We start from the raw sequence: 24,460 nt of genomic DNA, 5'->3' as shown, positions 1-24,460 counted from the left end.
GGGCGGCGTGTGCCGTGCGAACGACGCCGCGGGGGTGTGGCGGGGCCGGGGGGGGCGGCCCCGCCACGACGCGATTTCCGCGCTACTGCCGATCCGGGGTTACTCGGGTGGTGCGGTCAGGTGTTCGAGGCCGTCGGCCAGGCGCCCCAGCTCCTCTCGGGTGTCGGCGTCGGCGACGCTCTCGGCGGTCCTACGGAACCGGTCGAGGGAACGCCCCGCCTGCGCGGGCCGGTCCATGCTCACGTGGTGCTCGGCCAGTTCCAGCTGGCGGGTGAGGCGGGTGGCCTCGGAGAAGCTCAGGGAGCCCTCCTCGGCGAGCTCGCCGAGCCGCTCGTGGACCTCGGCGAAGGTGAACTCCTCCACCTCGTCCTCCAGGTCGGTGACCTGCACGTCGCGGAACCACACGAGGTCGTCCGCGCCGTGGTTCTGGAGCCCGACGCGTCCCGACGACAGGTCGCGGTCGGGGTCGGTGCTCTCGAACTCGTTGACCAGCTCACCGTTGACCCACACGCGGATCATCGGGTCGCTGACCTCGATCTCCATCGTGTTCCACTCGCCCACGACCTCCGGGTGGGAGGTGGCCGCCTGGAAGTTGTAGACGGCCCCGGTCCGGGTGAGGGGGTCGCCCGCGGGCGCGCCGAACGGGTCGATCTGGATCTCGTAGCCCTCGTTGACCGCCACCCACGGGTCGTCGCCCGGGTCGGGGAAGCCGACGAAGACACCGGAGTTGTCGGACTCCTCGTGCGTGAGGTAGTCCAGCTTCAGCCGATAGGAGCCCAGCTCGTCCTCGTGCCAGAGCAGGCCCATGCCGCCCTCGGTCTGGAGGACGCACCCGTCGCCGCCGTCGACGACCTCGAAGCCGCCCGGACCCGCCATGGTCCAGCCGTCCAGCGACTCCCCGTCCCACAGGGCGCGGTACCCGTCGTCGAGGGACGGCGGGGCGCACTCCACGGGGCCCGGGTCGTCGCCGACCGTGATGGTGTGGGTGGCGGAGGTCCCGGTGCGGCCCTCGCCGTCGGTGGCCACCGCGCTGACCGCGTACTCACCGTCCGGAACGTCGGTCCAGGCGGCCTCGTAGGGGCCCTCGGTCACCGTGGCGACCGGTTGCCCGTCCACGAGGAACTCCACCTCCTCGATCCCGGCGTCGCCGTGGTCGGTGACCTCGGCCGCGAGCGGCACCTCCTCACCGGCCCCGAAGGACGCGCCGTCGGCCGGGCTGGTGAGCTCGGTCTCGGGCCCCTCCTCGTGGCCGCCGTCGTGGTCGGCGTTCACGTCGAAGTAGTTGACGTTGAACAGCGCCTCGTCCCCGGCTCCGTCGTTGACGAACACCAGGTGGAGGTCGATGGTGCCGCCGGGGTCGGTGACGTCCTCCATCGTGACGTCGGTCCACTCCTGCCAGCCGCCGGTGGGTTCCACGTCCACCGAGCCGACCAGCGTGCCGTCGGGGGAGTCGGCGCGGGCCTCGATGGTGCCGCCCGCCCCGTTCGACGCCACGCGGAAGCCGATCCGCTCCACCCCGTGCAGGTTGACCGGGTCGTAGGCGACCCAGCCGCCGTGGTGGACACCGCCGATGTTGCGTAGGCCGCCGTTGGGGTCCTCCGTGGACTCGGTCATCACCCCCTCACTGGAGGTGAAGTACTGCGCCTGCATCCGCGACGGGTTGAGCTTGACCCCGTCACTGCCGGTCAGGGACGGAACGCCGTCCCCGCCGCGGTCGGTGTACTCGGCCTGGAGCACCCAGAAGATGTTCATGTCGTGGCCGTGGCCGCCGTCGGTCCCGGTGACGCTCACCCCCTCGCAGCCCTCGTACTGGGTCCAGGGGTGGGCGTGGGTGTCGTGGCCCAGCGACGAGGTCACCTGCACGGTGTCGCAGTCGATCCCGTCACCGATCGACCCGTCCTCGGCGTCCTCCACGGTCACGTCGAACGGGATCTCGTCGCCCCAGTCGAAGAACTGGCCGTCCCGGGGCGTGTCGAAGGCGACCTCCGGCGCGGTGTTGCCCGCGGTGATCGACACCGTCGCCGTGCCCGTGCGCTCCTCGGTGTCGGTCACGGTGAGGCTGACGTTGTACCGGCCCGCCTCCTCGAAGGTGTGCGTGGGCGACACCTCGGTGGAGGTGGTGCCGTCACCGAAGTTCCACGCGTGGTCGAAGGCCAGGCCGCCGGGGTGGAAGGAGTCCTCACCCGAGAACTCCACCGTCAGCGGGGCGGGGCCGGAGGTGGTGCTGGCGCCGATCCGCGCCACCGGGCTGTTGCCCGACCCGGAGTAGTCGATACGGGAGATCGCCGAGTCCTCGGAGCCGCCGAACCAGCCCGAGCCGTACTCCAGCACGTACAGGGCGCCGTCCGGGCCGAACTCCATGTCCATGGGGTTGGCCAGGTCGATGTCCGGGACGGTCTCGGTGATGTCGAGGACGCCGCCCTCGTCGTCCAGGTGCACCTGCTTGATCCACTGGCGGCTCCACTCGTACAGCAGCGGGACGCCGTCGTAGTACTCGGGCCACTTGTTGTCGGAGTCCAGCTCCGGGTCGAAGGCGTAGGCCGGGCCGCCCATCGGTGCGCCGCCGCCGGTGCCCAGGTGCGGGAACTCCTCCGACTCGTCGTAGCCGTACCAGATCGCCGCCGGGGAGACCGGGGGCAGCTCCGTGAGCCCGGTATTGCGGGGTGACTCGTTGACCGGGGCGTCGCAGTCGAACTTCTCCCCGGACGTGCCTGACCCGAAGTCGTACTTGTTGTAGGCGGAGTTGTCGCCGATGCAGTAGGGCCAGCCGATGTTGGTCGCCTCGGTGATGTGGTGCCAGGTGACCGTGTTCTCGGGCCCGCGCTCGGGGTCGGCCGCGGGCGCGTCCGGGCCGTAGTCGGCCAGGTAGACGCTGCCGTCGGTCTGGTCCACGGAGAACCGGAACGGGTTGCGCAGGCCCATGGCGAGGATCTCGGGGCGGGTCAGGTCGGGGTCGGAGCTCTCCTCCGGGAACAGGTTCCCCTCGGGGATCGTGTACCCGCCGTCGTCGTCCACCGCGATCCTGATCAACTTGCCGCGCAGGTCGTTGGTGTTGGCCGAGCTGCGCTGGGCGTCGAAGGCCGGGTTGCGGCTCTCCCGCTCGTCGTGCGGGCTGAACCCGTCCGAGCCGAACGCGCTCGTGTCGTCGCCGGTGGACAGCAGGAGGTTGCCGTCCGGGTCGAAGTCGATGTCGCCGCCGACGTGGCAGCACATGCCCCGGGTGGCCTCGACCTCCAGGATCACCTGTTCGCTGTCCAGGTCCAGTACCGGTTCGTCACCGTCCACGAACTGGAAGCGCGACAGGTTGTTGTGCGCCTCGAAGGGCGCGAAGTCCTCCGGGTCGCCGTTCTCGGGCGCGGCCCCGGACGGGACTCCGTCGACCACGGGCGCGTAGTACAGGTACACCCACCCGTTCTCCTCGAAGTCCGGGTCGAGCGCGATGCCCTGGAGCCCGTCCTCGTCGTGGTCGTAGACGGGGACGTCCGCGAGCGCGTCGGTGCTGTAGGTCTCGGGGGACCACAGGGCCACCTGGCCGTCGCGGGAGGTGTGCATGACCCGGCCGTCCGGGAGCACGGCCATGCCCATGGGCTCGCCGACGTTCTCCTCACCCTGGGCGAGCGTGACCTTCTCGAAGTTGTCCCACTGGGTGGCGCCGCAGTCGCCCTCGGCCCGTCCGGCCGCCCACTGGAGGCCGCCCAGGAGGTGGGCGGTGAACTCCGGCTCGGAGTACGACTCGACGGTGTGGCCGCCGCCGGTGTACCAGGAGCGCCCGCCGTCGTACACCTGACACCAGGCGATCGGGTGGTCGAACCCCATCTGCCCGGCCGGGTCCACGACGTCCTCGTAGGAGGCCTCGTTCAGGCCCGCCAGAACGTGCACGTCACCGCGCGGGCTGACGTCGTAGTCGTACCACTCGTCGTGCCGGTCCCAGCTGGCCGGGAGCATCGAGGTGGAGGGGTGGGCGCGGTCGTTGACCATCACCTCGGCGTCCTGGGTGCCGGGCGGGTGGCTGGCGAAGTACGCCCCCACCAGGTCGCCGTACCACTCCCAGTCGTAGTGGGTGTCGGACGCGGAGTGGACGCCGACGTAGCCGCCGCCGTTTTGGACGTACTCCTCGAACGCGGCCTGTTGGCCCTCGTCCAGGACGTCGCCGGTGGTGGAGAGCCACACGACCGCGTCGAAGCGGGCCAGGTCCTCCGGGTTGAAGATGTCGGCGTCCTCGGAGTGCTCGGTCTCGAAGCCGTGCTCCTCGGCGAGGGCCTCGTACAGGGCGACGCCGTAGGGGATGGAGTCGTGTCGGAAGCCGGTGGTCTTGGAGAAGACGAGCGCGGTGAACGGCTCCTGCTCCTCCGTGTCGGCCTGGGCGGGGACCGAGGTCAGTCCGAGGGCCAGGGCGACGCTCGCCGTCAGGGCGCCCAGCGTTCGTAGGGGTCTCTTGATCACGGGAAACCTCACCTGGGGGTGGGGGGTCGATGAGTCCGTGCGGCGTGCCGGCGCCGACGGCAGGGACGGGGGCCGCGTTCGCGTGTACGGCGGGGGCCGTACGGCGGGTGCGAACCGTCGCGGAGTTCCTGCTATCGCGTTCGGAAGCGGGGGGTGGCCGCCTCATCGGTGTGATCAGTCCACGGCGGTTCCTTTCGTCGGGGGCAGGGAGGAACGTGGGCGGGACCGGCTGCTGGCATTCTCGGGTGTGCCGGTCCCGATGACCAGGGGTCTCGGGTGACCTGTTGAGGCCCCTGGGTTCACGGTCGGTAACCGTTCCAGGTGAAGCGGGGCAGGGGCCTCTCGGTCATTCGTACAAACCTGGGCGGATGGGGCCTTTCGGTCGGGCCGTGTGGTCCTCGGCCGCGGGCACGTCGACCCAGCGGCGCTCGCGGGCCGAGACCAGGACGGCCTCGGCGAGCACGGCGGCCCGGAGCCCGTCCGCGAAGACGGGGAGCCCCTCGGGTTCACCACCCGCGACGGCGGTGCCGGTGTCGGCGACCAGGGCGTTGAAGCAGTCCTGGTAGCCCTGGGGGTGGCCGACCGGGAGGGTGACCAGGCGGGCGGCGTCGGCGCTGAGGCCCGGGTCGTCGCGGGAGACGGTACCGGTGCGCTCGCGCCCGCCCGCCCAGAGCGTCTCGGGGCGCTCCTGGTCGAAGCGGAGCGAACCCTCGGTACCGGAGACCTCCAGCACCAGCTGGTTCTTGCGGCCGGGGGAGACCTGGCTGACCACGGCGGTGCCGACCGCGCCCGACTCGGTGGCGAACTGGAGGGTGACCAGGTCCTCCGTGGTGACGGCGCGGCCGCCGTCGGTGCCCCGGCGCTCGTTGAACCGGGAGGTCTGCGCGCAGACGGAGGAGATCCGGTCGCCGGTGACGAACTCCATCAGGTCGCACCAGTGCGATCCGATGTCGCCGAACGCCCGGGTGGGTCCGCCGACCGACGGGTCCACCCGCCAGTTGTCCTCCTCAGGGCGCAGCAGCCAGTCCTGGAGGTAACCGCCGTGGACGAGCCCGACCCGGCCGACGGAGCCGGAGGCCACCCGGGCGCGTGCCTCGCGGGCCATGGGGTGGAAACGGTAGACGAAGGGGACGACGGCGGTCAGGCCCGCGTCCCGGGCCGCCCGGGTGAGGTCCCGCGCGGTGGACGCGTCGGTGGCCAGCGGCTTCTCGCAGACCACGTGCTTTCCGGCCGCGAGGGCGGCCAGACTCAGGGGGGCGTGCAGGTGGTTGGGGGTGCACACGTGCACCACGTCGACGTCGGGGTCGCGGACGAGTTCGAGGGCGTCGGCGTGCGCGCGCCCGGCACCGTGGGAGGCGCTGAAGGCCTCGGCCCGGGCGAGGGAGGACCCGGCGACCCCGACGACCTCGCCGCCGTTGGCACGGACCGCGTGGGAGTGGACCCGCCCCATGAAGCCGGTACCGATCACCGCGGCGCGGTAGGTGGAGGGGGCGGTCGGTTCGGAAGCAGGCGCTGAGCCCAGACCTGTGACCTTCTTCACTGACATGTCCGAGACGTTACGTCTGACTTATGTCGAAGGTCAAGCATAAGTTGCCGGATGTGGACAAAATAGATGAATGACGGTCACTCAATAGATCCTGTGCTTCACTGGTCCCATGACGGAAGACGCGCTGACAGGCCCCGAGGGACCGGGGGCGACACCCCTGCGCACCCCGGCCGCCACCGCCGCGCCCGGCGCCGGGACCCTCCTCCGGCTGCTGCGCGACGGCCGCCCCCGCACCCGCTCCGAGCTGGCCGCCGTCACCGGCCTGGCCCGCTCCACGGTCACCCAGCGCGTGGACGCCCTCCTGGCCAGCGGGCTCATCGGCCCGGCCGGGGAGGCCGTGTCCACTGGAGGGCGCCCGCCCACGACCTTCTCGTTCCGCCCCGACGCGCGCGTCGTCCTGGCCGCGGACCTCGGCGCCACCCACGCCCGGCTCGCCCTCACCGACATGTCCGGCGCCGTGCTCGCCCAGAACCGCGCCGACATCGACATCGCCCAGGGACCCGAACCCGTCCTCGACTGGGTCGTGGACCACGGCCGCGCCCTCCTCGACGGAGCCGGACGCGGCACGGACGACCTCCTCGGCGTCGGCGTGGGCCTACCTGGGCCCGTCCAGCACTCCACGGGGCGCGCCGTCAACCCGCCGATCATGCCCGGCTGGGACGACTTCGACGTACCCGGCTACGTGCGCGGCCGCATTTCGCGGCCCGTGCTCGTGGACAACGACGTCAACATCATGGCGATCGGCGAACACCACGTCGCCTGGCCCACCGCCAGCCATCTCCTCTTCGTCAAGGTCGCCACCGGCATCGGCTGCGGGATCGTCAGCGAGGGCAACGTCTACCGGGGCGCCCAGGGAGCCGCCGGGGACATGGGGCACATCCACGTGCCCAGCGGCGCCGACCGGCCCTGCCGCTGCGGCAACACCGGCTGCCTGGAGGCCGTGGCCAGCGGGCACGCGCTCGCCGAGGCGCTCACCGCCCAGGGGGTGCCCGCCTCGGGAGCCCGCGACGTCGTGGAGCTCTCCCGCAACGGTTCCGTCCCGGCGCTGCGCGCCCTGCGCCAGGCCGGGCGCGACGTCGGCGAGGTCCTGGCCGCCTCGGTGAACATGTTCAACCCGTCGGTCATCGTGGTCGGCGGCGCGCTGGCCATGGCAGGCGACCACCTGCTCGCCGGGGTGCGCGAGGTCATCTACCAGCGGTCGCTGCCGCTCGCCACCGAGAACCTCAGCATCGTCTCGTCGAAGGCGGGGGAGGGCGCGGGAGTGATCGGCGCGGCCGTCATGGTGATCGAGCACTGCCTGAGCCCCGACCACGCCGAGTCCCTCGTCATGGGAGCCTGACCGGGAGCGGGCCCGTGAAAGGCGCCGCTCCCCGGCGGCGGATCAGGAACGGACGAACGGGGCCCGCCACCACCAGTGCCCGTCCGGCACACCGGACGGAACCGCCTCGGGGGAGGCCTCCTCGTTCTCCGGCAGGTTCTCCTTGAGCTGTTCGTCGACCCCGTCGATCTCCTCCGGCTTGACCAGGGCGAACGTCACCGCGCCGAGGAAGCCCTCGAACAGGTTCTCCAGCATGGAGCGGTACAGGCAGGCCGCGTACCACCCCTCCTCAGGGCCGGAGGCCAACCGATCGGCACGGAACAGGAGTCCCCGGATCTCCTCGCGACGGACGGCGGCGCCCTCAGCGACGAGCAGCCGCTGCTCCGGTGTGCCGACGAGGTCGGCCGCACCGATGCGGGCACCCCAGAGCAGAAGCAGCGACTGCCTCAGGGGGATTTCCGGGTCCGCCAGGTCGACCCGGGCGCGATCCAGAAGTTCCTCCGGACTACCCGTGAAGCCGTGCACGGGCTTCGACGGCGGTGCGGGCCACCCGTGGTCGGCCAGGTAGGCGGTGCCGTCGCCCCAGATCTCCACCAGGGTTGAGAGGGTCACCGTGGCCAACGGGGTCATGGGTGCGACCCGTTCGAAAGAGATGCTCAGCACCTCGTCGTCGGCTCCCAGAGACCTGGCGCGGCCGGTGCGCACGGTCTCCCCGGCCGAGGCGTGGTAGGCGGGGATGGGGTCCCCGAGTTCCGCTGCGGGTAGTTCGTCCAAGCGGCGCATGACGTGTGCCGCGGCGTCGATGGGAGATTCGAAACCGATCCGGTCGGCGGACTCGCGCAGAGCCTTCACCACGGCCTTGGGGCCCGCGGTGAGGTCCACGCGCACACCGCCCCGGCCCAGGGCGTCCACCGCGGCGACGTCCTGCTGGAGTCTTCTCTCCACCAGGGAGAGGTTGTCGTCGGTCATGGGGTGTCCCAGTCCTCTTCGTAGTAGCCGTAGAGCTTCTCGTTGATCTCGGCTTCGGTCCAGTCGTGGCGTGTGGGGACGCGCCACCACCAGTGTGACTCCGGAACCCACCAGGGGATCTCCCCGGGTGGGATCGGCACGATGTCGTCGGCGTTCTCGGTGAAGAGCGCGTCGACCACATCCAGCTTGTCGGCGTCGGCCGGGTGCATCAGGTCAGCGAAGGGGACGAAGTCGTCGATAATGATCTGAATCTTACTTCGATATTGGCATGCATTCAGGAATCCATCCCCCGTGCTGCGCCTCGAATATTTCTGGTACATGCGGAAATAATGGGTGAACCCGTGTCGGTTTCCATGCCTCCTCAGGAGCTTGCCTGCTTCCTCCTGAAATTTCGGCTCCCAGGTGCGGTTGTGTCTGCGGTTAAGCTTCCACAAGGAAGCGATTCCATCCACGATCGCGGGAAATGCTGTGGCCGTGGTCGGAGTCTTGCCCTCGGCGTTATCTCGAAGAAGTTCGAGGACTTCCTCCTCTTCGGGGTTAAAATTCTGGACCATGGTCCTCCTTCGTTTCTTTCCGGTATGTCGTCGGTGCGATCACTCCCGTCTCCCGCGAGAGGATCGTCGGGGTATAAATAGCGAATTTTCCTGCCGAAATCGACCTCTCAAACTGTACTTCAACTTCGGTGTTGTTCTTTTTGGAAAGGAAATTGACGACCTTTCCTTCTTTGATGGTCCGTCCCATGCTGTTGTGGTAGGCGGCGACCCGGTGGAGGCCCTCCCGTTCTTCGGTCGGCATCTCGCGCCCATGGATCTCCACGTGCCTGAGTGCATTGATGTCGTCTCCCATGCCGACGGCGTCAGCCTGGTCGCGGAGGGATGCGATGATCTTCTCTTTGCTTTCTGTGATGTCGATATCGATTCGCGCCCCCCGTCCTAGTCCGTGGAGGGTTTCAAGGTCGGATTGAAGTCTGTCTCGGAATTCTTCATCCGAGCTGAGGACTCGGTCTGCTGTGATCTTTATGAGTTCCGTTTCAGTAAAATAGGGGTTTCTCTCTGAAATGTACTCCTGTGTGGTGTCGTAGTAGGCCATGTAATAGGAGTACCTGTTGGCGGAGTCCTTGATTCCATCGCCTTCGAGTGCAAAGGAGAGACCTTGGGCCACCACGGGACGTATTGCTTGCGCCTCACTCCCCATGGTGTTCGTGTACGGGTATTTGTTGTCTAGTACCACTTTGGCCAGTCGGCTCAATGTCTTGGTGCTGGGTGTCGATTCCCCGTGGAGCCTCAGGAAATCTTCTTTGTCTTTGCCAGCCCAATCAATAACTCTGAAGAGGTGGTTGACCTTCTCTTTCAGCTTCCTTTCTTGCTTCTCTCTCTTGGTGAGGGGAGGGTTTTCTGACGAGTTGCTCACGGCAGTCTCCATTTGGGGGTGGGGAGAGGCGTGGTCGGGTGGGGTGGGGGCCATGCGGGTTACGGGGAGAGTTCTCCGGGCGTCTCGTCTTCGTCGTAGAGGTCGCTGAGGGAGTAGTCGTGGATCTTCTCGTTGATCTCGGCTTCGGTCCAGTCATGGCGGGTGGGGGCACGCCACCACCAGTGGGATTCGGGGACCCACCAGGGGATCTCCCCGGGTGGGATCGGCACGATGTCGTCAGCGTCCTTGACGTAAAGGCTGTCGATCCTCTCCCGTGCTCCGGCGTCGGCCGGGTGCACGAGGTCGGCGAACGGAACGAAGTACTCGTTCAGGATCTGGATCTTGCTGCGGAGGTAGCAGGCGCTCACGAACCCGTCGCCTCGTCTGCGCAAGGAGTACCTCCGGCACGCCCCGAAGTAGGCCGAGAATCCGTGGCGGTTCCCCTCTGTCCTGAGGAGTTGGGACGCCTCGTGGACGAATTCCGGTGGCCAGGCGCGGTCGTTACGGAGGTGGTCCTCCCTCAGGCGCATGATTCCCTCGACGATCTCGGGGAAGTTCCTGGCGCTGTCCGGGGGACGGCGACGGCGTTTTTCAGGAGGAGCTCGATGACGGCCTGCTCCTCGGGGCTGAACTGGGTCATGGTCGTGACGGCTCCGATGTCTCGTGAGTTGGTCAGTGCGTGCGGTGCGAGCCGGGTTCACGGCGGTTCCGTCGTGCTTGAGTCCTGGTCTTCGCCGTATCCCCCAGCGAGAGGAGGGCGGCGGTTCTCGCCCGACTACCGGGAGAGATCCCCGGGCAGCTCCTCGTTCTCGCTGTAGAGGTCGCTGAGGGAGTAGTCGTGGAGCTTCTCGTCGATCTCCTGCCGACTCATGTCGAGGCGGGTGGGGGCGCGCCACCACCAGTGGGACGCGGGGACCCAGGTGGGGAGCTGGTCCGGGGGGATGGGTGGGATCTCGTGGGCGTCGTCGGTGTAGATCTCGTCGATGGCGTCCAGGGCTCCCGAATCGGCGGCGTGCATGAGGTCGGCGAAGGGGACGAACTCCTCGACGAGCACCTGGATGTGGCTGCGGAGGTAGCAGGAGCGCTGGAAGCCGTCTCCCATGCTGCGCAGGGCGAACGTCTCACACTGGCCGACGTAGGCCTGGAAGCCGTGCCTGTTCGCGTCCGACCGGACGAGTGCGCGGACCCGCTCGACGAAACCCGGCGACCACTGCCCTCCGTCCCTGCGGTGGTACGCCCACAGGGTGACGAGGCGGTCCAGGGCCTCGTCGAAGACCCGGACCACTTCGGGGCCGGAGAGGTCGCCCGCGGTGCTTTCGAGGAGGGCCACGATCGTGTCCTCTTCACGGGAGGGGTCGTGCTCCACGCGTTGTGTCATGAGGGCTCCCAGCGGTCGACGTCGGAGCGGCCGGGCCCCACGCCACCGTGACGCGTGGCTCCGCTTCCGGACCGCTCCCCGGGTCCCCGCCCGCCGACGGGACCCGCGTTCTCGCCCTGTGCGACGCGGGGGCGCCTCGGTTGGTTCTCGCCACCACGGCACGGGAAGGGGGCGGGGCCACGTGGCCCCGCCCCCGGCGGTGTCGGTCGTTCGGTCAGTCGTCGCGGGTGCCGTGTCGGGCACGCTCCTCCTCCGCGCGCTGGGCCCGCGCGCGGTCGCGGGCGTCCTCGTACTCGGCGTCCTCCTCCAGGGCGCGGTAGCGCGTGGGGTCGTACTCCCGCTGGCCCACGTCGGGCAGGACGCCCTCGTGGCGCAGGGCCGGGCCCGCGTCGCGTCTGGCCTGCCGGGGGACCCGGCTGATCACGGCGGTCCGCCCCACGCCGCGCAGCAGCGAGGCGATGGCGATACCGCACACCAGGTTGATCAGGCCCGTGGCGACCTGGCTGGAGATCTCGGCGCCCTGTGTGAAGGGCGTGACGGCCGCGATGGCCGTGGCCAGACCGACGATCCAGCCGAAGAACGAGAGCGCCCGGGGCGCGGAGAGCAGCAGAAGGTGGAGCAGCGCGGTCGCGAGCAGTGCGACCAGCCCCGCCAGCAGCGCGTATCCGACCGTTCCGGCGTCACCCAGGTTCCCGGCCTCCTCCGGTGCGAGCACCGGGATGCCGAAGACCCCGCGAACCACCAGGGTCCCGGCGAAGATCACCAGGGCGGCGACCACCGCGGTGGCCAGTCCGCCGGACCACAGGCGGGTCACGTTGACGGCTCGTTCACTTCCGATTTCGTTCATACCGATATCCCCAAAATAGGGCTCGAACTCGGTCGTAGGCCACATACCCGCAGCTCCGCAGCGGTAACCCACGCGTGGAACACTGTGGGCATGGCTCCTTTCGCGCACGCTCGCGTCGATCTCGACGCGATCACCTCCAACGCCCGGCTGCTCCGTGATCTGGCCGGGGGGACCCCTCTCATGGGCGTGGTCAAGGCCGACGGGTACGGGCACGGAATCCTGCCCGCCGCGCGCGCCCTCGTCGCGGGCGGCGCCACGTGGCTGGGGACCGCGCTGATCAAGGAGGGGCTGGAGTTGCGCCGGGCGGGGATCACGCTGCCCGTGCTGTCCTGGATCATCCCTCCGGGGGAGCCGGTGGGGGAGGCGATCGGGGCCGACATCGACCTGGGGGTCAGCGACCGTGCCGTCCTGGACACGGTGGTGGCCGAGGCCGCGCGCCTGGGCCGGGTCGCCCGGGTCCAGCTGAAGGCGGACACCGGCCTGAACCGGGGAGGCGTCGGCCGGGGCGCGTGGGCGTCGGTGGTCGAGGCGGCGGCGCGCGCGGAGGAGGACGGCCTGATCCGGGTCACCGGGGTGTGGTCGCACTTCGCCTGCGCGGACGAGCCGGGACACCCCTCGATCCGGGCGCAGCTGGAGGTCTTCCACGAGGCTCTCGCGGTGGTGGAGAAGGCAGGACTGTCCCCGGAGGTCCGGCACATCGCGAACTCGGCGGCGCTGTTGACCCTGCCCGAGGCCAGGTTCGACCTCGTCCGGGGCGGGATCGCGAGTTACGGTCTGTGCCCTATCCCGGATATGGACGTGCCCGGATTGCGTCCCGCGATGACTCTCGCGTCGAAGGTCGCGCTGACCAAGCGCGTCCCGGCGGACAGCGGCGTCTCCTACGGCCACCGGTACGTCACCAAGGAGGAGACCACCCTCGCCCTGGTGCCGCTCGGGTACGCGGACGGCGTCCCCCGGGCCGCCACCAACCGGGGTCCGGTCCTGCTCGGCGGCTCCCGGCGCACCATCGCGGGAACAGTCTGCATGGACCAGTTCGTTCTTGACGTGGGAGACGACCCGGTGCGCGCGGGCGACCTCGCGGTGCTGTTCGGCGACCCGACCGAGAACCCGGACGTGCCCACCGCGCAGGACTGGGCCGATGTCCTGGACACCATCCCGTACGAGATCATCACGCGGATCGGCGTCCGGGTGCCGCGCACGTACGTCGGCGGGTCCTGACGCTCTCCCCGATATCGGTCACGAACCTTCCCCACCCGACCTAACCTGGGTGAAGAGGGACCTTCGGCGCGCCCCGACGCGGGCCGAACCACGACACGACCACTCTGCGAGAGCGATGACAGACACCACAGCCACCACCGGGGGCACATCCCGCGTCCACGCGGTCACCGCCGCGACGGGCGAGGAGATGCGCGTCCTGGGCCGTGACCTCGCCGCCCTCTCCCGCCCCGGGGACCTCCTGATCCTCTCCGGGCCGCTGGGAGCGGGCAAGACCACCCTCACCCAGGGGCTCGGACAGGGCCTGGGCGTACGCGGGTCGGTCACCTCGCCCACGTTCGTCATCTCCAGAATCCACCCGTCGGTGGTGGGCGGTCCCGCGCTCGTGCACGTGGACGCCTACCGGCTCGGCGGCCCCGACGAGATCGACGACATCGACCTGGACATGACCCTGGCCGAGTCCGTCACCGTCGTCGAGTGGGGCGAGGGCGTGGCCGAGGGGCTGGCCGACGACCGCCTGGAGATCCGGATCGAGCGCCACCCCGACGACACCCGCACCGTCCACCTGCGCGCGGTCGGCGCCCGGTGGACCGACATCGACCTGCCCGGCACCGCCGCCGGGAACGGATAGGCGGACCCACCCGTGCTGCTCCTGGCCTTCGACACCGCCACCCCGGCGGTCACCGCCGCCATCGGGGAGACCACCCCCGACGGCACCTTCTCGCTGCGCGCGAGCGCGAGCTCCGTGGACGCCCGCCGCCACGGCGAGCTCCTCACCCCCACCATCCAGAACCTGCTCACGGCGTCCGGGCTGGTGCTGGGCGACATCGACCACATCGCGGTCGGTGTGGGCCCCGGCCCCTACACCGGGCTTCGGGTGGGTCTGGCCACCGGTCACGCCCTCGCGGACGCCCTGGGCGTGCCCTGCCACGGGGTGACCACGCTGGACGCCCTGGCCTTCGCCACGCGGCGGACCGGACCGTTCCTGGGCATGACCGACGCCCGCCGCAAGGAGGTGTTCTGGGCGCGCTACGACGACCACCTCACCCGGGTCGGCGAGGTGCGGGTGGACCGCCCCGCCGAGATCGACACCGGCGGCCTGCCGCTGGTGGGCGACGGTGTCCGGATGTACGCCGAGCTGCTGGGCGCCGACCCCGAGGACACCGCGGCCCTGGAGCCGCTCCACCCGGACGCGGCGGCCATGGCCGAGCTGGCTCTGCTGCGCCTGCGCCGGGGCGAGGAGCTGTCCGAGCCCGCGCCGCTCTACCTGCGCCGACCCGACGCGGTCGAGCCGGGCGCGCCGAAGAGGGTCCGCCAGTGGGTGAGGTGACCGAGGCGGTGCGCCTGCGCCCGATGACCGCCGACGACGTCCCTGCCGTCATGGCGCTCGAACGCGCGCTGTTCCCGCAGGACGCCTGGAGCGAGGGCATGCTCCGCGAGGAGCTCGCCGAGGTCTCCACCCGGTACTACGTGGTGGCCGAGACCGAGACCGAGACCGAGACCGGTGACGGGGCCGCCGGGGCGGACACCGCGACCGCCACCGGTGCGGGCCTGGTCGGCTACGCGGGGCTGAGGTTCGTCCCGCCCGAGGGCGACGTCCAGACGATGGCCGTCGCGACGGACGCGTGGGGGAGGGGGATCGGCCGGGCGCTGCTCACCGAGCTGCTCGACCAGGCCGCCGCCCGGGGCGTCACCCACATGTTCCTGGAGGTGCGTTCGGACAACCCGCGCGCCCAGGACCTCTACACACGTTTCGGCTTCGAGGCGATCGGCGTGCGCCGGGGCTACTACAAGGGGGCGGACGCCATCGTCATGCGCCGCGTCGCGGAGAGGGGAAGCCATGAGTGAGCCGTTGATCCTGGGGATCGAGTCGTCCTGTGACGAGACCGGGGTGGCGCTGGTCCGGGGCTGCGAGCTGCTGGGCGAGTCGGTCGCCTCCAGCGTCGACCAGCACGTGCGGTTCGGCGGCGTGGTGCCCGAGGTGGCCAGCCGCGCCCACCTGGAGGCCATGACCCCCACCGTGCGCCGCGCCCTGGACGACGCGGGAGTGAAGCTCTCCGACGTGGACGCCGTCGCGGTCACCGCCGGGCCCGGCCTGGCCGGCGCGCTCCTGGTGGGCGTCTCCGCGGCCAAGGCCTACGCCATGGCGCTCGGCAAACCGCTGTACGGGGTCAACCACCTGGTCGGCCACGTGGCCGTGGACCAGTTGGACCACGGGCCCCTGCCCAAACCGTCGATCGCCCTGCTGGTGTCGGGCGGCCACACCTCTCTGCTGCTGGTCAACGACCTGGCCACCGACGTGGTCTCGCTCGGTGACACCGTCGACGACGCCGCCGGTGAGGCCTACGACAAGGTGGCGCGGCTGCTGGAGCTGCCCTACCCGGGCGGTCCGCCCATCGACCGGGCGGCGCAGAGGGGCAACCCGAAGGCGATGCGCTTCCCGCGCGGCAAGTGGGGCGACGGCACGTACGACTTCTCCTTCTCCGGGTTGAAGACGGCCGTGGCCCGCCACGTGGAGGACGCCGAGCGCCGGGGCGAACCGTTGGTGGTGGCCGACATCGCCGCCGCCTTCCAGGAGTCGGTGGTGGACGTGCTCACCCGCAAGGCGGTCGACGCCTGCGTGGAGAACGGGGTGAGCACCCTGGTGATCAGCGGTGGCGTGGCGGCCAACTCGGCGCTGCGGGCCCTGGCCGAGCAGCGCTGCCGGGAGGCCGGGATCGAGCTCCGCGTGCCGCGTCCACGCCTGTGCACGGACAACGGTGCCATGATCGCGGCCTTGGGCGCGGAGGTGGTCGCGGCGGGGCTGCCGCCGTCCTCGCTGGACCTGGCCACCGACACCTCGCTGCCGGTGGAGTCCCCGCTGGCCGTGTAGTCGTCGTGCCGGTCGGGTGGCTTCGCGGCCGCTCGGCCGCCTCGGGCCCCGCCGATCCGCACCGGACCGGTGGGGCCCGCGTGTGCCCGGGCCGGGTCCGCCCCCGTCCCGGCCCCGTGGCACTGTCCCCGCGCTCCCCGTTCCCCGCGCCCCCGTCCCCGCGCCCGCGCTCACGCACCCACCCGGTCGGAGACACCTCCGGGCCCCTGTGGTTGGGTGCGGTCATGTTCGCGATCACGGCAGCACGCATCTCGTTCGACGACCCCCTGTCCGGACTGGAGGCGGGCGAGCGGCCCGACCCCGTACCCCGCGAGGGGTGGACCACCGTCCGGGTCCGGGCGGCGGCGCTCAACCACCACGACCTCTGGAGCCTGCGCGGTGTGGCGCTGCGGGAGGACCGCCTCCCGATGGTCCTGGGCGGAGACGCCTCCGGGGTGGACGAGGACGGCAACGAGGTGATCGTGCACGGGGTGGTCACCGAACCTCCCCGGCCCGGGCGCTCGCCGCGCTTCTCCCTGCTCTCGGAGATCCATGACGGCACCCTCGCCGAACGCGTGCTCGTCCCCCGCGAGAACCTGGTGCCCAAGCCCCCGGAACTCTCCTTCGAGGAGGCGGCCTGCCTGCCCACCGCCTGGCTCACCGCGTACAGCATGCTGTTCGGCAAGGCGGACCCGCTCCCCGGTTCCACGGTCCTCGTCCAGGGCGCCGGGGGAGGGGTCTCGGCGGCCCTGATCGCCATGGCGGCGCAGGTCGGGCACCGTGTCTACGTCACCAGCCGGAGTGCGCGGAAGCGGGCCCGCGCCCTCGAACTGGGCGCGCACGCCGCGGTGCCCTCCGGCGAACGGCTCCCGGAACGCGTGGACGTGGTCTTCGACTCCGTGGGGCAGGCGACCTGGAAGCACTCGATCCACTCGCTCAAGCCCGGCGGTGCGATCGTCACGTGCGGTGCGACCAGCGGCGACGCCCCCTCCGCGGAGCTCACCCGGGTGTTCTTCCTCCAGTTGAGGGTGCTGGGCTCCACGATGGGCACCCGCGACGAACTGGTGGCGCTCACCGAGATGTGCGTGCGTACCGGGCTGCGCCCCGTGATCGACCGGGTCCTTCCGCTGACCGAGGCCCGGGAGGCCTTCCGGGCCCTGGAGGCCGGTGAACAGTTCGGCAAGATCGTCCTCGTGCCCTAGCCGGACCGGGGCCGGAACCCGACCGAACCAAAGGTGCCTCCCGTGCGTCTACTGACTGTCCGGGGAGCGACACGGGGCAGCCGGGAGGATGTCCCGGAGCGTGCCGAAGGGGCGTGAACATGTCGGGTGAAGTGGCGGCCAACACGCAGGACGCCGACAGCGGGGGCGAGAGCGCGGAGATCGCCGCCTCCTACCTGCGGGAACTACCGCAGGACTTCCAGGAGGCCGTGAACGAGGCCAAGGGTCTGCTCACACACGACCCCACCATCGGGGGCTGGGGCGGGTTCGCGGAGGACCACGAGAGCCACATGAACGAGGTCCAGCGGCACGCCGCGACCCTGGCCTCCAACGTCCGCAGCGGGGCGGGTCGGATCAGTGCCACCGACCAGTCCTCTGAGGACGGCTTCACGGGGAGCCAGGCGTCGGCCCCGATGGACGCGTCGCGGCACCTCAACCCCAACATTCGGGTGAACCGGCACCACGTCGGACCGGTCTAGGAAGATTCGGGAGTCACGGACGTGTCTTTACTGAATTACACCGAGTGCGAGTTCGACACCGCGAAGCTCACCACGGCCCGGGACGGGTTCCAGGCGCTGCACGCCAAGATCGCGGGCAGGTCCGAGGGGTACGAGTCGATCACCTCGCCGGTCGGGTCGGAGTTCAGCGACCTCGTCGACACCCAGCTGAAGCGGCTCGCGACGCAGAACCAGCAGGCGTGGAGCAGCGCGCTCCTGGCCTGCCTGCACGCTTACGGCGTGCTCGACAAGGCGATCGAGGACACCGACTGGTACGAGGAGCAGATCGCCGACGTCAAGTACCGGCTCTCCTCGGCCGTGAACGCCATTCCCTCAGTGGAACAGGACAGCTACACGCGGGTCGATTCTGTCAGGAGGACCTTCGACGCCGAGGCGCGCACCCTCTGGACGAGGTTCGAGGAACGGTGCCAGGAGACCGAGGACACGCTGAAGGACGGGCCGACGCCCTTCCGCATCCGCCAGCTGGCGGAGGGCGGGCACTTCGGTGCCAACGAGCAGGCCGGGTACAAGAGCAGCGGTGACGTCGACTACTACGTCATCGACGAGGACTACAACGCCGAACTGCTCATCGTCCACCTGTACGACGCGGTGGTCCACGGTCGCGACGGCAGCATCGACATGCTGGAGTCGGACCCGCTGACCCTCGCGCTCCTCCAGAGCATGTTCCGCCGGGCGGAACAGGCCCGCGAGGCCGGGGGGGAGCTGAGCGAACGCGAGCTCGACTTCCTCCAGGACATCTATCAGACGCTGGGCTACGGCTACGACGGGAAGGGGGACGGCTTCCTGAAGTTCGCGGACCAGGTCCGCGACAGCGACCACATCGACGACGACCTCCGTCGGGACATCCAGCGCGTGTTGGCCAACAGCATGCTGGTGCTGTCGGACGAGCAGGTCGGCGGCGGTATGTCCCGGCTGCCGGAGGACGTGCGGAACGCGGCCGACGGCCCGGAGATGCGAGATCTACGGGAGATCAGCGAGGAGAACTCCCAGGACTACATGGACGACTACCGGGAGTGGGGCGAGAAGTTCTCGTCCCTGGCCGACCTGCTCGGCCACTCCGGCGGTGGCGTGCGGGGCGGTACCGAGTTCTCCACCACCCTCCTCGGTACGACCGTCCAGTGGATCGGACACGAGCAGTTCTACGGCGGCCAGCCCGACCTGGAGGACTACCAGAACGTCGTCGACGCGGCCACGCGTAACCCCGAGGCCAACAACATCATCCTGACCGGCAGGGACTTCGACGGGAAGGAGTACGAGCACCACGAGAACCACACCCGCGTCTCGCCGAAGAACTCCCTGACGACCCTCTACACGGTCGACTGGCCGGACGACGGCGAGGCGGTCCGGGGGCTCACCCAGTGGCTGTCCCACGAACCCCCGCTCGACCCCTCGATCGACCCCGACGACCTCCCGCCGGGCGCCCGCGACCTGAGAGGCGTTCCCTTGGGCGCCCGCGAGGACGCCATGGTCGCCTTCCTGGACCTGTTGGAGGACGACGACGTCTTCGAGGCCCTGAACAGTACGAACCACAACGTGAAGTACAAGGACGAGGACGGCAACGAGGTCGAGTGGCGGGGAGTCTCCGCCACCCAGCTCAACCCCGAGCTCGCCGACGGTCTCGTGGACATCTTCCTCAGGTACTCCGACACGTTCGCCCACACCGAGGGCGTGGGCCCCGGTGAGGAGGTCGAGACGGCGAGGAACGGCGACACCCTCCGGTTCTCCTCGGACGCCCGTCTGGCCTTCACCCAGTTGGCGGTGGGCGACCCCGACGCGGCCGGCCGCCTCTACGGGGAGGTCCAGATGATGGCCACCGAGGCGATGTACGGCTACGTGGACGACACCGGCCAGGAGGCGACCCGAGCCGCGTCCAGGAGCGGTGCCCTCACGGGTCTGGTGGAACGGGCCCTGCTGGAGGAGGCCGAGTCCCGGAAGGAGAGCGACGAGCAGGCCGTCGCGCGGGCCAACAAGTCGAAGAACGCGATGCTCGACCTGGGAGCCGGCGCCCTGGTGGACGCCAAGGTCCCGAACGTCGTCTCGGCGGCACTCAAGCTCGTCGCCCAGGACGCCTGGACGGACACGGCGAACGGGGGAGCCTCCTCGCACGTCCCGGTCAGGAATCCGACGTTCGAGAACCAGTTGATGGACCAGATCGCCCTCCAGGCCCTGATCGAGAGGGACCCGCGACTGTTGGACCGGATCGAGGAGAACTTCGACCACGTCGTGGTCGGGGAGGGCGCGGACCGGCACATCCCGTTCGACCCGAAGGACTGGGAGGACGAGGACGGAAGCTCCATCCTGCCCGGTGTCCTGAACCACGTGGCCAACCATCCGTGGCCGGGGAACGGCGACCTGACGGCGCGGGACGCCAGGGACGAGTTCCTGCGGACGTTCGACAACCAGCGCGGCAACTGGGCGGACCGCGGCGCGGGGTGACCCCCGGCTCCGGTGGTGCTCCCGGCCCCGAGACACGGTTGAGGGTGTGGAGCACTACCGGACCCCGGGAGACGCGGGTTCCACCGGCGGACCACCAGGCCACCGGATGCCTCCGGTGCCGGCGGGGGCGGACCGCGCCGGGCGGTCCGGCTCCGGCGGCGGTCCGCAGGGTTCCCGCCGCAAGGGAAGAGGGGCCCGGGACGTCCACCGTCCCGGGCCCCTCGTTCACGCTGGCGCGCGGTTACTCGTCGTCGTCCTCGTCGCGGCGGCGCTTCTTCTTGCCGTCGCGGCCCGGGCGCAGCAGCGCCTCGGCCAGGGCGAGCACGGTCTCCTCCAGCGAGGAGAACCGCTTGGTGATGTCGTCGTGCGAGTTCTCGACCGCCTCGGTGACGGTCTCCTCCAGCTCGTGGCGGTCGGGCCGCTGCTTGAGTTCGCGGATGACCGGGTCGACGGCCGAGGTGACGTGGGAGTCGATCTCGTCGAGCTTGCCGGTGTGGTCCAGCAGCGGGCGGTCGACCAGCTCGGTGAGGCGGCGGTGCAGCTCGCTGACCTCCAGGGTCTGCGGCAGCTGGTTGAGGCGCTGGTTGAGCGCCTCCAGCCGGTCGTCGATGGCCTCCATACGGCCGTCGACACCCTCGAAGTGTCCGCTGACGCCCTCGAACTGGCCCTCGACGCCGTTGACGCGGCCGTCGATCCCGTCGAGGCGGCCGTTGAGGCCGTCGATGCGCCCGTCGACGCGGTCGATCTTGCCTTCGACGCCCTCGAAGCTCCCCTCGAAGTGGCCCTCGAAGGTGTCGAACCGGTCGGTGAGGCGGCCCAGCTCGTGGTCGACCTTGCCGGTGATCTGCGACAGGTGGTTGTCGACCTTGCCGGTGAGCCCCTCGCGGTGGCGCTCCAGGCGGTCGTCGAGCGCCGTCCGGTGGGAGTCGGCCTGGTCGGTGAGGGCCTCGGTGAGGGTCTGGTGCCGCTCCTCGGCCTCGGTGGCGAGCCTGGCGTTGTCCTCCTGGACGAACGCCCGCAGCTCGGCGAGGTCGGCCGCGACCTTCTTGGCGTCCTCGGCGATCCGTGCCGAAAGGGCGTCGGTGCGCTGGGTGAGCGACTCGCGCAGCCCCTGGGCGGTGGTCTCGGCGTGTTCGCGGGTCTCGGTGCGGCCCAGCTCGATCTGCTCGTCGAGCTCGGACAGGCGCTGACGCAGGTGCGTGCGCACCTCGTTCAGGGACTTGTCGTGGTTCTCCCGCAGCTTGGCGAGCGAACCGGTGACGTCGGCGACGGCGGCGACGGCCTCGGCGTGGTTCTCCTCGGCCTGGGTGTTGAGGTGCCCGGCGCTCTCGGTGACCTTGCCGGTGAGCTCCTCGTGGCGCCGCAGGGAGGCGGCGGCGTGGTCCTTGAGCTCCTGGGTGAGGGCGTCGTGGCGTTCGCCGGAGGCGGTGGCCAGGGCGCCCAGCTCCTCGGCCAGGGCGGTGGTGCGCTCGCCGAGCTCGCCGGTGTTCTCCTGGAGGCGGGAGAGCAGGGTCGCGTGCTGTTCGGCGGTGCGCTCCTCGACGAAGCCGCGCAGTTCGGCGGTGCGCTCCTCCAGGGCGGAGGTGAGGGTGGCGGTGACGCGCTCGTCGAGCTCGGTGGTGACCCGCTCGCCGAGGGCGGCGGTGGCGGTCTCCTGGGCCTCGCGGTGCTCGCGCACGGCGGTGGCCAGGGCCTCGTGCTGTTCCCGGCCGGTGGTCTCCAGTGCCTCGCGGTTCTCCCGGCCCGCGCTCTCCAGAGCCTCGCGGCTCTCGCGCACGGCGGCCTCGACGGCCGTGCGGCTCTGGGAGACGGCCTCAGACAGCTCCTCGCGGCTCTCGGCCAGGGTGGTGCGGACGGTGGCGGACAGTTCCTCGTGGCGTTCGCCCAGGGTGGTGTCCAGGGCGGTCAGGGCGGCCTCGATGGCCTCGGTCCGGGTGCCCAGTTCGGTCAGGGCCTTGTCGAGGGAGTCCAGGCGGGTGCTCATGGTCTCGCCCAGCTCGGTGACGCGCTCGCCGACCTCGGTGACCTGCTCGGCGGTCCGGTTGCCGGTCTCGCCCATGCGCTGGAGCCGGGTGAGGGCGGTGTCGAGGTGACCGGCCACGCGCTGGGTGTCGGCCCGCAGGGTCGACATCTCCGACAGCGGCTTGACCTGCCTGCCGACCACCTCTATGTGCTCGGCGAGCGCCTCGGCCCACTCCGGCGGGCGGGCCAGGAAGTCGTCGATCCGACCGTCGACGGCGGTGATCGCCTCGGCGAGCGCGGTGAGTTCGCGTTCGCGCAGCTCGCGGAGCAGCCACTCCATGCCCTCGAGGCGCTGGCGCATCTCCTCGCTGACCGCACCCTGCGACTTCTGCTCGGAGACGTGCTCCTGGGCGGCCTGGGAGAGCAGGTCACGCATCCGGTCGGAGACTCCGGCCTGACCTCCTCCGTTGAGGAAGTTGTGATTGGTCTGTTCCACCGAGGTGCTCCTTATGGTTCTGGCGCTCCCGCCCGCTGTCGCCGCACGGTGGTCGCGCGGACGGGTTCCCGATGGTCCCCGGGTGGGCGTGGCCCCGCACGATGTGCGTCCCAATGTGACGGAAACGTGACTGTGCGTGCGTGTGGGGGGCGCGGTTCGAGCGCCGACCGAACCGCTGGGCGGATCGAACGGACACGGCCTTCCGGGTGAACCCATGAGAAGGGAAAGGAATCTGCGGCGCCAGTTTAACGACATCGCCCCGCTCGACCCCAGGGGTCGGCGAAAGATATGGGTGTGGAAGATAACGATATGGTCCGTGAGCCCCGTGCCGATGTGATCCGGCCCGCATCGGGCTCGGGGTGGAGTCGGAGGCCTTCCGGAGCCCCTACGCCGCCTCGGTTTCGCGGCACAGCAGGTAGAACGGTTTCTCTCCGATTCGGGTGAGCGCCACCGTCACGGATTCCGGCCCGGAGGCACGCAGGTCGCGCCGGAGTTTCTCGGTGTCCACCGCCGAACCGCGTTTCTTGATCGTTACCGTTCCGGCCTTGTGCGCACGGACCGAGGAACGCAGCCGTTTCAAGGAGAACGGCGCGAACTCCAGTACCTCCAGGACCCGCCACAGAGGTGAGCGCTCGGCACGGTCCGAGGTGAAGTAGGCGATCCGCTCGTCCAGCAGGGCGCCGTCCACCCGAGCCGCCGCCTCCGCCACCAGGTGCGAGCGGACCACCGCCGGGTCGGGGTCGTACAGGTAGCGCCGGGCCGGGGCGACCGGCGCCGGGCCCAGGCCGGGCACCTCGTCCAGGTGCGCCGACGCGCCCTCGCTGGCCAGCAGGCCCTCCCGCTCGTGCAGGACGGTCGCGCGCCGCCGGGGGGCGCCGTGGCCCGCGCCCGGGCCGCTGCCGGAGCCCTGGCCCGCTTCCGGTTCCGGGGCCTGGTCGAAGCCCAGGCCACCGAACCACAGCGCGGTCTCCTTCAGTTCGCCGTCGACCGAGATCCACTCGGCCGAGGCGGCGGGGGAGAGGACCTCGTGCGGGATGCCCGGCGCGGCCTTGAGACAGGCGGCCTCCGCGCCCTCGGCCAGCCGGGTGGCCACGTCCCATGGCGGCGAGTAGGCGGACGGGTCGAACACCCGGCCGCGCCCGCCGCGCCGGGCGGGGTCGCAGAACAGCAGGGGGTGGTCGCCGGGGGCCACCGCGTTCACGTCGCCCTCGCGGACCCGCGCGTACTCCGCGAGCCCCAGCGCCTCGATGTTGGCGCGGGCCACCGCCACCGTCAGGGGGTCGGCGTCCACGCCCTCGACCGGCACACCGCGCGCGGCCAGGGCGAGCAGGTCCGCGCCGATCCCGCAGCACAGGTCGCCCGCGAACGCGCCCCGGGCCACCGCGTCGGGCAGGTGGCGGGCGGTGCGCTCCGCGCGGTACTCGGCCACCGTGCGCCGGGTGGACTGCTCCAGCCCGTTCGGGGTGAAGAACATGCGTGCGGCGTTCTCCCCGAACTTGGCCCGGCCGCGCCCGCGCAGGCTCACCTGGGTCATCACCGCATTGACCAGCTCGGACACCGGGATGTCGGGGGCCAGTGCGGTGACCCTGGGGTCGGCCCGCAGCCGGGAGGCGGCTGCCAGGGGGTCGCGGGCCACGGTCTCGGGGTCCGCCTCGCGCAGGATCTCCCGGCCCTCGTGGGTGAGCAGCGCCGAGAACGCCGGAACGCGCATGGAACCTCCTGCTGTGGGCACGACGGTGGGTGGGTCGGCCCCTCGGTCCGGTGTCCCACCACATTTCCATTCTGGCACTCTCGGGGGTAGAGTGCTAAACGCGACGAGGCCGGTCTGGCACCCGCGACGACAGGCCGCCG

General features: G+C 70.6%; 19 protein-coding genes. 9 read left to right on the top strand and 10 right to left on the bottom strand.

The features are described from left to right. Window positions 1–99: 99 nt before the first annotated feature. Window positions 100–4,443: a ThuA domain-containing protein gene (locus ACFYL4_RS23760; RefSeq protein ID WP_387521129.1), complete on the bottom strand. Its 4,344-nt coding sequence runs from the start codon at window positions 4,441–4,443 to the stop codon at window positions 100–102. Between the two features lie 346 nt (window positions 4,444–4,789). Further along, entirely contained in the window at window positions 4,790–5,983 is a 1,194-nt protein-coding gene (locus tag ACFYL4_RS23755; protein WP_387521190.1) for a Gfo/Idh/MocA family protein, read from the bottom strand. A gap of 115 nt (window positions 5,984–6,098) precedes the next feature. Between ACFYL4_RS23755 and ACFYL4_RS23750 the strand changes: the two genes are divergently transcribed. Further along, a complete protein-coding gene (locus tag ACFYL4_RS23750) occupies window positions 6,099–7,328 on the top strand; it encodes an ROK family protein (protein ID WP_387521126.1) in 1,230 nt (409 codons plus the stop codon). Window positions 7,329–7,370: 42 nt separating this feature from the next. Here ACFYL4_RS23750 and ACFYL4_RS23745 read toward each other — a convergent pair whose 3' ends face one another. The 6 genes from ACFYL4_RS23745 to ACFYL4_RS23720 all read right to left on the bottom strand — a co-directional run bounded on the left by ACFYL4_RS23745 (window position 7,371) and on the right by ACFYL4_RS23720 (window position 11,911). After that, a complete protein-coding gene (locus tag ACFYL4_RS23745; protein WP_387521124.1) occupies window positions 7,371–8,276 on the bottom strand; it encodes a hypothetical protein in 906 nt (301 codons plus the stop codon). After that, the gene (locus tag ACFYL4_RS23740; protein ID WP_387521121.1) at window positions 8,273–8,830 is read right to left on the bottom strand and encodes a hypothetical protein; all 558 of its coding nucleotides are present in this window, start codon (window positions 8,828–8,830) and stop codon (window positions 8,273–8,275) included. Before ACFYL4_RS23740 ends, ACFYL4_RS23745 begins: the two co-directional genes overlap by 4 nt. Next, window positions 8,814–9,686, bottom strand: a complete 873-nt coding sequence (locus ACFYL4_RS23735) for a hypothetical protein (RefSeq protein WP_387521119.1) — start codon at window positions 9,684–9,686, stop codon at window positions 8,814–8,816. The genes ACFYL4_RS23740 and ACFYL4_RS23735 overlap by 17 nt, the downstream gene beginning before the upstream one ends. 59 nt (window positions 9,687–9,745) lie before the next feature. Further along, a complete protein-coding gene (locus tag ACFYL4_RS23730) occupies window positions 9,746–10,078 on the bottom strand; it encodes a hypothetical protein (RefSeq protein ID WP_387521116.1) in 333 nt (110 codons plus the stop codon). 383 nt (window positions 10,079–10,461) lie between these two features. Further along, window positions 10,462–11,064 (bottom strand): hypothetical protein, encoded by a 603-nt coding sequence (locus tag ACFYL4_RS23725; RefSeq protein WP_387521113.1) that lies wholly within the window; start codon window positions 11,062–11,064, stop codon window positions 10,462–10,464. Between the two features lie 214 nt (window positions 11,065–11,278). Continuing rightward, window positions 11,279–11,911: a DUF6069 family protein gene (locus tag ACFYL4_RS23720; RefSeq protein WP_357766771.1), complete on the bottom strand. Its 633-nt coding sequence runs from the start codon at window positions 11,909–11,911 to the stop codon at window positions 11,279–11,281. 90 nt (window positions 11,912–12,001) lie between these two features. Between ACFYL4_RS23720 and alr the strand changes: the two genes are divergently transcribed. The 8 genes from alr to ACFYL4_RS23680 all read left to right on the top strand — a co-directional run bounded on the left by alr (window position 12,002) and on the right by ACFYL4_RS23680 (window position 20,151). Then, entirely contained in the window at window positions 12,002–13,129 is a 1,128-nt protein-coding gene (alr, locus tag ACFYL4_RS23715) for an alanine racemase (RefSeq protein WP_387521110.1), read from the top strand. Window positions 13,130–13,244: 115 nt separating this feature from the next. Then, window positions 13,245–13,757, top strand: a complete 513-nt coding sequence (tsaE, locus tag ACFYL4_RS23710) for a tRNA (adenosine(37)-N6)-threonylcarbamoyltransferase complex ATPase subunit type 1 TsaE (RefSeq protein WP_357766766.1) — start codon at window positions 13,245–13,247, stop codon at window positions 13,755–13,757. 12 nt (window positions 13,758–13,769) lie between these two features. Continuing rightward, window positions 13,770–14,456: a tRNA (adenosine(37)-N6)-threonylcarbamoyltransferase complex dimerization subunit type 1 TsaB gene (gene tsaB, locus ACFYL4_RS23705; RefSeq protein ID WP_387521107.1), complete on the top strand. Its 687-nt coding sequence runs from the start codon at window positions 13,770–13,772 to the stop codon at window positions 14,454–14,456. Next, the gene (gene rimI, locus ACFYL4_RS23700; protein WP_387521187.1) at window positions 14,453–14,974 is read left to right on the top strand and encodes a ribosomal protein S18-alanine N-acetyltransferase; all 522 of its coding nucleotides are present in this window, start codon (window positions 14,453–14,455) and stop codon (window positions 14,972–14,974) included. The genes tsaB and rimI overlap by 4 nt, the downstream gene beginning before the upstream one ends. Then, window positions 14,967–15,998: a tRNA (adenosine(37)-N6)-threonylcarbamoyltransferase complex transferase subunit TsaD gene (gene tsaD, locus ACFYL4_RS23695; protein ID WP_357766758.1), complete on the top strand. Its 1,032-nt coding sequence runs from the start codon at window positions 14,967–14,969 to the stop codon at window positions 15,996–15,998. The genes rimI and tsaD overlap by 8 nt, the downstream gene beginning before the upstream one ends. Window positions 15,999–16,222: 224 nt before the next feature. Then, on the top strand, window positions 16,223–17,179 hold the full coding sequence (locus ACFYL4_RS23690) for a zinc-binding dehydrogenase (protein ID WP_387521105.1): 957 nt from the start codon (window positions 16,223–16,225) through the stop codon (window positions 17,177–17,179). Window positions 17,180–17,298: 119 nt separating this feature from the next. Continuing rightward, window positions 17,299–17,676 (top strand): hypothetical protein, encoded by a 378-nt coding sequence (locus ACFYL4_RS23685; protein WP_357766752.1) that lies wholly within the window; start codon window positions 17,299–17,301, stop codon window positions 17,674–17,676. Between the two features lie 21 nt (window positions 17,677–17,697). After that, entirely contained in the window at window positions 17,698–20,151 is a 2,454-nt protein-coding gene (locus ACFYL4_RS23680) for a hypothetical protein (RefSeq protein WP_387521103.1), read from the top strand. Window positions 20,152–20,392: 241 nt separating this feature from the next. Here ACFYL4_RS23680 and ACFYL4_RS23675 read toward each other — a convergent pair whose 3' ends face one another. Together ACFYL4_RS23675 and ACFYL4_RS23670 are read right to left on the bottom strand one after the other, a co-directional pair. Beyond that, window positions 20,393–22,609, bottom strand: coding sequence for a hypothetical protein (locus ACFYL4_RS23675; RefSeq protein WP_387521100.1), 2,217 nt, complete (start codon window positions 22,607–22,609; stop codon window positions 20,393–20,395). A gap of 385 nt (window positions 22,610–22,994) precedes the next feature. Continuing rightward, window positions 22,995–24,320 carry an SAM-dependent methyltransferase gene (locus tag ACFYL4_RS23670; RefSeq protein WP_387521098.1) on the bottom strand — a complete coding sequence of 442 codons (1,326 nt, stop codon included), beginning with the start codon at window positions 24,318–24,320 and terminating at the stop codon, window positions 22,995–22,997. Window positions 24,321–24,460 lie beyond the last annotated feature (140 nt).

It is taken from the genome of Nocardiopsis sp. NPDC006938 (assembly GCF_042869555.1).
Taxonomy (GTDB): domain Bacteria; phylum Actinomycetota; class Actinomycetes; order Streptosporangiales; family Streptosporangiaceae; genus Nocardiopsis.
This window is presented reverse-complemented; position numbering and strand designations above follow the sequence as displayed.

Coding starts and splice junctions, on each gene's coding strand:
- ACFYL4_RS23750 (WP_387521126.1), top strand. CDS start 6,099: ATGACGGAAGACGCGCTGACAGGCCCCGAGGGACCGGGGGCGACACCC.
- ACFYL4_RS23745 (WP_387521124.1), bottom strand. CDS start 8,276: ATGACCGACGACAACCTCTCCCTGGTGGAGAGAAGACTCCAGCAGGAC.
- ACFYL4_RS23740 (WP_387521121.1), bottom strand. CDS start 8,830: ATGGTCCAGAATTTTAACCCCGAAGAGGAGGAAGTCCTCGAACTTCTT.
- ACFYL4_RS23725 (WP_387521113.1), bottom strand. CDS start 11,064: ATGACACAACGCGTGGAGCACGACCCCTCCCGTGAAGAGGACACGATC.
- ACFYL4_RS23720 (WP_357766771.1), bottom strand. CDS start 11,911: ATGAACGAAATCGGAAGTGAACGAGCCGTCAACGTGACCCGCCTGTGG.
- alr (WP_387521110.1), top strand. CDS start 12,002: ATGGCTCCTTTCGCGCACGCTCGCGTCGATCTCGACGCGATCACCTCC.
- tsaE (WP_357766766.1), top strand. CDS start 13,245: ATGACAGACACCACAGCCACCACCGGGGGCACATCCCGCGTCCACGCG.
- tsaD (WP_357766758.1), top strand. CDS start 14,967: ATGAGTGAGCCGTTGATCCTGGGGATCGAGTCGTCCTGTGACGAGACC.
- ACFYL4_RS23690 (WP_387521105.1), top strand. CDS start 16,223: ATGTTCGCGATCACGGCAGCACGCATCTCGTTCGACGACCCCCTGTCC.
- ACFYL4_RS23685 (WP_357766752.1), top strand. CDS start 17,299: ATGTCGGGTGAAGTGGCGGCCAACACGCAGGACGCCGACAGCGGGGGC.
- ACFYL4_RS23670 (WP_387521098.1), bottom strand. CDS start 24,320: ATGCGCGTTCCGGCGTTCTCGGCGCTGCTCACCCACGAGGGCCGGGAG.